8 protein-coding genes are annotated in these 7,027 nt (G+C 66.9%); 5 read left to right on the top strand and 3 right to left on the bottom strand.

Features of this window, described 5'->3' with window-relative positions; translation table 11 throughout:
* Window positions 1-205: 205 nt before the first annotated feature.
* The 3 genes from ACR9ZJ_RS18450 to ACR9ZJ_RS18440 form a co-directional block, all read right to left on the bottom strand.
* Window positions 206-1,567, bottom strand: coding sequence for an SRPBCC family protein (locus ACR9ZJ_RS18450; protein WP_481288582.1), 1,362 nt, complete (start codon window positions 1,565-1,567; stop codon window positions 206-208).
* Between the two features lie 228 nt (window positions 1,568-1,795).
* Window positions 1,796-2,437 carry a response regulator gene (locus tag ACR9ZJ_RS18445; protein ID WP_306849782.1) on the bottom strand — a complete coding sequence of 214 codons (642 nt, stop codon included), beginning with the start codon at window positions 2,435-2,437 and terminating at the stop codon, window positions 1,796-1,798.
* Complete coding sequence (locus ACR9ZJ_RS18440; protein ID WP_481282668.1) at window positions 2,434-3,699, bottom strand: sensor histidine kinase; 1,266 nt, start codon at window positions 3,697-3,699, stop codon at window positions 2,434-2,436. The genes ACR9ZJ_RS18445 and ACR9ZJ_RS18440 overlap by 4 nt, the downstream gene beginning before the upstream one ends.
* A 191-nt stretch (window positions 3,700-3,890) precedes the next feature.
* Between ACR9ZJ_RS18440 and ACR9ZJ_RS18435 the strand changes: the two genes are divergently transcribed.
* Genes ACR9ZJ_RS18435 through ACR9ZJ_RS18415 form a run of 5 tightly spaced genes read left to right on the top strand, consistent with a single transcriptional unit; the run spans window position 3,891 to window position 6,911 of the window.
* Complete coding sequence (locus tag ACR9ZJ_RS18435; protein ID WP_481279524.1) at window positions 3,891-4,487, top strand: GNAT family N-acetyltransferase; 597 nt, start codon at window positions 3,891-3,893, stop codon at window positions 4,485-4,487.
* Window positions 4,484-5,257: a septum site-determining protein MinC gene (gene minC / locus ACR9ZJ_RS18430; protein WP_481279523.1), complete on the top strand. Its 774-nt coding sequence runs from the start codon at window positions 4,484-4,486 to the stop codon at window positions 5,255-5,257. Before ACR9ZJ_RS18435 ends, minC begins: the two co-directional genes overlap by 4 nt.
* Before the next feature lie 37 nt (window positions 5,258-5,294).
* On the top strand, window positions 5,295-6,107 hold the full coding sequence (minD, locus tag ACR9ZJ_RS18425) for a septum site-determining protein MinD (RefSeq protein WP_371023387.1): 813 nt from the start codon (window positions 5,295-5,297) through the stop codon (window positions 6,105-6,107).
* Window positions 6,108-6,109: 2 nt separating this feature from the next.
* Complete coding sequence (minE, locus tag ACR9ZJ_RS18420) at window positions 6,110-6,394, top strand: cell division topological specificity factor MinE (protein WP_481288581.1); 285 nt, start codon at window positions 6,110-6,112, stop codon at window positions 6,392-6,394.
* A 7-nt stretch (window positions 6,395-6,401) separates the two neighbouring features.
* Window positions 6,402-6,911: a hypothetical protein gene (locus ACR9ZJ_RS18415; RefSeq protein ID WP_481288580.1), complete on the top strand. Its 510-nt coding sequence runs from the start codon at window positions 6,402-6,404 to the stop codon at window positions 6,909-6,911.
* Window positions 6,912-7,027: the final 116 nt, after the last annotated feature.

Genomic DNA, 7,027 nt, shown 5'->3' with positions numbered 1-7,027 from the left:
CCCGTCCTCGGCTCCTAATGTCGCGCCGAGGGTGGCGCCCGGCAGCTCTCTGGACACGGAGGCGGGTTGGTGGGAAAGAGCACCGCTCGCCACATGCTGCACCGGGTGTTTCACACGGAAACCGCGTTCCTGGACTTCCACGAAGAACCATAAAAAAAGCCCCACCGTTTCCGGCGGGGCTCTTCCGTCTTCGCGTCAGCGCGATTTACTGCGCGGCGGCCGTGCTGGCCGGAGCCGGCGCGGTGACGGCAGGCGCGGGAGCCGTGGACGAACCGGCGGGAGCCGCTTCCTCCAGGCTCGGCTGCTTCATGCCGGCTTCCTGTTCCGGGGTCTGATCCGGCACGTCGCCCTGCAGCGGCAGGTAGATCTCGAACTTCTGCTCGTCGTAGCCCTCGATCGTGCCCTTGTTGTTCACCGGCGCCTTCACCTGGATGTCGTAGGCACGGTAGGTCACGTCGTCGTACTTGTAGCCATGGGTCTGCGAGTAGGCCGCCAGCATCTGGCGGGTCTGCGGCAGGCCGGCACCGGTGCCGTTCCACTCGGCCTTGAGGGCCTTGCCACCGAAGGCGAGCACGGCCTTGACGTTGCCATCGACGACGATGCGGCCGTACTTGTCCTTGCTACCCGGCGCGGCCGAATCGGCGGCGGCCGGCGCGGCGGCGGTCGAAGCCTCGGCCGGCGCGGCGGCGTCGAGCGACGGACGCTGGGCGGCGGTGATCTCGACGTCCTGGCCGTTGAGCTTCAGCGTGGTCGAATCGATCTCGGCGGCGACGTCGAACGTGTAGTTCTGGTCGCCCCAGTTCGTGGTGAAGGTGATGCGCGGGCTGACGATGTTCACGCCCAGCTTCTTCGCCGCGGCCTGGATCTCGGCCATTGCCTTGTCCGACGCGGTGTCGACATCGTCGAGCGTGCGCGGGGCGGTGGTGGAGACGAACAGGATCGGCTTGGCCGGCTGGTCCGCGATCGACGGCACCATCTTGCTGTAGTCGATGTTCGGGATCGCCGCCATCAGGTTCTGCAGGTTGGACAGGCTGAACTGGATCAGCGCATCCGGATCGCCGTGGATATAGAGGTTGGAGAAGCGGCTGATGAGGTTGAAGCCGTACGAGACGTCGTACGACCAGTTCACCTTCACGAGCTTCTGGCTGCGGCCGGTGCGCTCAAGCTTGATGGTGAACTTCTTGTCCTCGCCACGCCAGGCGTTGTCGAGGTTCCAGACGATGGTGCCCTTGCCCGCATCGGAGATCTGGGCGAAGCCCGGATCGATCGAGGCGATCTCCAGCGAGCCGTCGCCGACCTTGGGGTCGCCGGCCTTCCAGGCGATCTTGGCACCGGGGCCATAGGCCTTGCCGGACAACTCGAACTGCACCTTGGGGTCGAACGACCGCAGTACGGTGTAGTCAGGGAAGCGGCGGAAGTTGCTGAAAACGTCGTAAACCTGACGCAAGTCCTTGCTGATCAGCATTTCGCGCTCGACATGTCCAGTCGAGGGCATAGCTACGCCGACCACGACACCGAGTACGGCGACGATGACGAGGGCGACAATAAATTCTAACAGACGCGTCATTCCACGGTTCTCCGAACGTCTTACGAACAGGTTCCACGCGCGGCCATGGACGCCGTGCGCTCACCCCTGAAGAATCGGCCCGTGGCAGGGGTTCGCCCGCGCCGAAAGAGCCGATGGTACTTGCTCGCGGCGGCGAACGCCATTGGGTCCCCTGCCCTTTTTCGCAAGCGCGCACAAGCGGATTTTCGGCCGGAGTGGCGGGCTTCGTACCGAACAGTCAGCGCGGACTCAGACGATTCCCAGCTCCAGGGCCTTCAGGACGGCGCGGGTACGGTCGCGGACGCCCAGCTTCGAAAGGATATTGGAGACGTGGTTCTTCACCGTGCCCTCGGCCACCCGCAGGGAATTGGCGATTTCCTTGTTGCTGTAGCCGCCCGAGAGCAGCCGCAGGATCTCGGTCTCACGTTCGGTGAGCGGGTCGGGCTGTTCCAGGCTGGAGAACTGGTTCTGGATCCGGCCCACGCCGGCCAGGAGCCGCTGGGTCACCATCGGCGCCACCAGCGAGCCGCCCGCCGCGACCGTTCGCACGGCCTCCACCAGCTGGTCGAGCGACACGTCCTTGAGGAGATAGCCGCGCGCGCCCGCCTTCAGGCCGGCCAGCACCAGCTGGTCGTCGTCGAACGTGGTGAGGATGATGGTCGGCGGCAGTTCGTTACGCCCCCCCAGGGCCTGGAGCACCTCGAGACCGCTCATGTTCGGCATGCGCAGGTCGAGCAGGACCACGTCCGGCCGCACCTGGGGGATGGTCTGCACCGCCTGCGCGCCATCGGCGCATTCCGCGACGACACGGATGTCGCCGGCGAGGTCGAGCAGGGAACGAATGCCCTGGCGAACCAGGTTCTGATCGTCGACTAGGCAGACGGAGATCATGGGAGATCCTCGGAAGGAACGGAGAGTTTGGCACGCGACGCGTCACTGGGCTCGTCGTCGAGCAAGGGATCGAGGACGGGCCTCGGCGGCGCGTGCGCCAGGGTGGATTCCTCGCCCAGCGGCAGGCGCGCGGTCAGCGCGAAACCGCCGGCGGGGTCGGTACGAAAGGTGACGCTGCCGCCGAACTCGGCCAGGCGCTCGCGCATGCCGGTGAGGCCGTTGCCCGGGCGGAACTCGCCGCTGCCCCGGCCATCGTCGCGGGCGTCGAGGCAGAGTTCGTCGGGGCCGGTATGGCGGAAGGTGAGCCACAAATGGCGCGCGTTGGCGTGGCGCACGGTATTGGTGAGGATTTCCTGCGCGCAGCGCAGCAACATCTGCGCCCGGCGCGGGTCCTCGACGCCGAAGCGTGGCGGCACGCTCAGCCGCACGTCGAGGCCGGGCACCCCTTCCATGAGGCTGCGCAAGGCCTGGGTGAGGTCGATGGCATCGTCCTGGCGCAGTTCGCTCACCACCTCGCGGACGTCCGCCAGCAGTTGCTTGGCGGTGCTCTGTGCCTTCAGCACGTGCTCGCGGGCGGTGTCGTTGGTGAGATGGCTGGCCACTTCCAGGTTCAGGCTGAGGGCCGTGAGATGGTGGCCGACCAGGTCGTGCAGGTCCCGGGCGATGCGCATCCGCTCGGCGATGCGGGTGGATTCCGCCAGCAAGGCGCGGGTGGCGCGCAGTTCCGAGTTCAACCGGCGCAGTTCCTCGCGCTCGTCGGCCTGCTGGCTGGCGACCATCGAGGTGATGAAGACCAGGGCCGAGAAGCCGAAATACAGGCAGGCCTGCATCAACGACTGGATGAACGAGAAGCCCGGCACCTCCAGGAACACAGGCACGAGGGCCAGGTGCGCCACGACCATCCAGGCGATGCCCATCGGCAGGCTGACCAGCCATGGCACCACCGTCGCCACGATGATCAGCAGCAGGGCCGCCACGCCGCTCTTGCTCAGCACGCCGATCGCCAGCGCCGTGCCGGTGAGGATCACCAACACGGCCACCCGGGTCGCGCCGTCCACGCGCGAACCGAGGTTGCGGGTGAGCAGCCAGTACACGAGCCCGAAAACGAGGTAGCAGGCCGTCCACGACAGCAACGCCACGTCGCCGATCTGCCCGGGCTCGTGGCCGGCGCGCTGCATCGACAACGGCAGCCCGACGCACAGGAAGACGAAGTACGTGGCGTACCTGAGCAGGCGGACGTGATTGAACTGGACCTTGGACATGCCCGCATCATAGGGCTTCACGCGGCCCGCACCACCTGGCTGAAGTCACGTGCGCGTCCACGGCAAACACCGGCTTTACAACGGTTTTACATCCACGCGGCGCTCCCCGGCGAGGCCGGAGCGTGCCATAATGCCGCGCATTCGACGGCCCGGGGGTCGTCTTTTTCCAGAACACTCAAGCGGAGCAACGAATGGCCCTTGCCATCCGCGACGTGTGCGAGCACGACCTGGATGCCGTGCTGGCACTCAACAACGAGGCAGGCACCGGCATCCTCGCCACGGACCTCGCCCGCCTGCGTCACCTTTACGACATCGCCCACTACTTCCGTGTCGCCGAACAGAATGGCCGCATCCTCGGTTTCCTGATCGCCATGCGTCCCGACGCCGAATACGCCAGCCCGAACTTCCGCTGGTTCCAGGCCCATTACGAAAGCTTCGTGTACATCGATCGCATCGTGATCGCGTCCGAATCGCGCGGTCATGGGCTGGGCCGGATCTTTTATTGCGATGTGCAGAGCTATGCCGAGGTACGTGTGCCGCTTTTGACCTGCGAGGTCTTCCTCGAACCACGCAACGACCAGACCGTGCTGTTCCACGGCACCATGGGCTTCCAGGAAGTCGGCCAGCAGAAGATGGGCCGCACCGGACCCAAGGTGAGCCTGCTCGCCCGCGAGCTGCCCAGCTTCCCCTTCGTGCGCGAGCGCTACCTCGAGCAGGGTGGCCTGCCCGCCGTGGAATGGCTGGCCGAACGCCACCGTCCGATCGACGGTGCGGGGGTGGCCGCGTGAACGCCCGCGCCGAATCCCTCGAAGCGGCCTGCGACCTGCGTTTCGGCCAGGTCGGCATCGCCTGCGTGCGTGTGCGCCGCGTCGACGCCGCCGCCCTGGTGGAGGAACTGGAGCGCCGCGTGCGCGCCGCGCCGCAGATGTTCTCCCGCGCCGCGGTGGTGCTCGATCTCTCGCATCTTTCGAAACTGCCGGACGACGGCATGGTCGATGCCCTGCTCGAAGCCATCCGCAGCGCCGGCATGTTGCCCGTCGGCATCGCCTACGGCACCAGCGAGACCGAAGCCCTCGCCGAGCGCATGGGCCTGCCCCTGATCGCCAAGTTCCGCGCGCAATACGAGCCCGGCCACGGCGAAACGCCGCCGGCCGAACCGGCCAAGGCCCGGGCGGAACCCAAGCGCGGCGTAGCATCGCCCGAGCCCGCCGTCGAAAGCGGCGGCACCGTCACCGCGCAACACCACGGCGGCAGCACCGTGCGCTCCGGCCAGCAGGTCTACGCCCGCGACCGCGACCTCGTGGTGACCGCCACCGTCGCCAACGGCGCCGAGGTCATCGCCGACGGCTCCATCCACATCTACGGCAGCCTGCGTGGCCGCGCCATGGCCGGCGCGCAGGGTGACGAATCCGCACGTATCTATTGCTCCGACTTCCGCGCCGAACTGGTGGCGATCGCCGGGCACTACCGCGTGTTCGAAGACATGCCCAAGGAATTCGAAGGCCAGCCCGTGCAATGCTGGCTCGACAATGGAAAACTCATGATCGCGCGGCTGTGACACGGCCGCCGTCGCTGGCAACACTCGGAGACATCTCTTGACTGAAATCATCGTCGTCACCTCGGGCAAGGGCGGAGTCGGCAAGACCACCACCAGCGCCTCCCTCGCCACCGGCCTCGCCATGCAGGGCAAGAAGGTGGCCGTCATCGACTTCGACGTCGGCTTGCGCAACCTCGACCTCATCATGGGCTGCGAGCGCCGCGTGGTGTACGACTTCGTCAATGTCGTGCACGGCGAAGCCACCCTCAAGCAGTCGCTGATCAAGGACAAGCGCCACGAGAACCTCTTCGTGCTCGCCGCGTCGCAAACACGCGACAAGGACGCCCTGACCCAGGAAGGCGTCGAGAAGGTCCTCGACGAACTGACCAAGGAAAACTTCGACTTCGTCGTCTGCGACTCGCCGGCCGGCATCGAGAAGGGCGCGCACCTGGCGATGTACTTCGCCGATCACGCCGTGGTCGTGGTCAATCCGGAAGTCTCTTCCGTGCGCGACTCCGACCGCATCCTCGGCCTGCTCTCGAGCAAGACGCGGCGCGCCGAAAAGGGTGAAGCGCCGATCAAGCAGCACCTGCTGCTCACCCGCTACAACCCCAATCGCGTCGAAGCCGGCGAGATGCTCAGCGTCAAGGACGTCGAGGAAATCCTCGGCATCTCGGTGGTCGGCGTCATCCCGGAATCGGAAAACGTGCTCGCCGCGTCCAACGCCGGCGTGCCGGTGATCCTCGACGACAACTCGAACGCCGGCGCCGCCTACAAGGACACCGTCGCCCGCATCCTCGGCGAAGAGCGTCCGCTTCGCTTCCTCGAGCCGGTCAAGAAGGGCTTCCTCAAGCGCGTATTCGGAGGTTGAGCATGGGTATCCTCGATTTCCTGAAGCGCAAGCCCGAGGCGACCGCGGGCGTGGCCAAGGAACGCCTGCGCATCATCGTCGCCCAGGAGCGCTCCACGCGCGGTGGCCCCGATTATCTGCCGCTGCTGCGCAACGAGCTGCTCGAAGTCATCCGCAAGTACGTGAACGTCGATGTCGAGGCGGTCAACGTCAGCCTCGAACGCGACAGTGGCCACGAGGTGCTGGAGCTTTCCGTCGCCCTGCCCGATGGCAAGGCCGTGGGCAAACCGGCCGCTTCGGCCAGCTGATCCACCCATGGGCGACCATCCGGCCGGGGCGGTCACGCCGCCCGGCACCGATCCCGCCGACGCCGTCCTGCGCGTCGGCGAGATCGGTTTCGACGAACCGCGCAGCCTGCTCGAACGGCATGGCCTCGCACTCGTGGCCATCGCCGACGGCGAAGCCATTCCCGGCAGTTTCTGGGGCGATACCGAAGCCGGCATCATCGGCACGACGGTCTATGCGCGTGCCGACACGCCGGTGCACTCCCTGCTCCACGAAGCGTGTCACCTTCTCGTGCTTCCCGAGGAGAAACGCGCGCTGGTGCACACGGACGCCACCGATTCCATCGAGGAAGAAGACGCCACCTGTTACCTGCAGATCGTCCTCGCCGGCCAGCTGCCATCGGTCGGTTCCGCACGCCTCATGGAAGACATGGACCGCTGGGGCTACACCTACCGGCTGGGTTCCACCCGCGCCTGGTTCGAACACGACGCCGCCGAAGCGCAAGCGTTCCTTCGCGCACGCGGCCTGCCCGTCGGCTGATCGACCGGGGCGGCTGGAGCGGCTGCTTTGAGGTGGGGGCCCCCCCCGTGGGGGGTACCCCGGGCGCCGGGCCCGGTTAGGCGCGCCCCCCAACCCCCCAGGGGGGGGGGCCCCCC

The organism is Luteibacter sp. KNZ12-1A (assembly GCF_056755675.1).
Note: the sequence above shows the minus strand (reverse complement) of the source record. Positions and strands in the feature narration are given on the sequence as shown.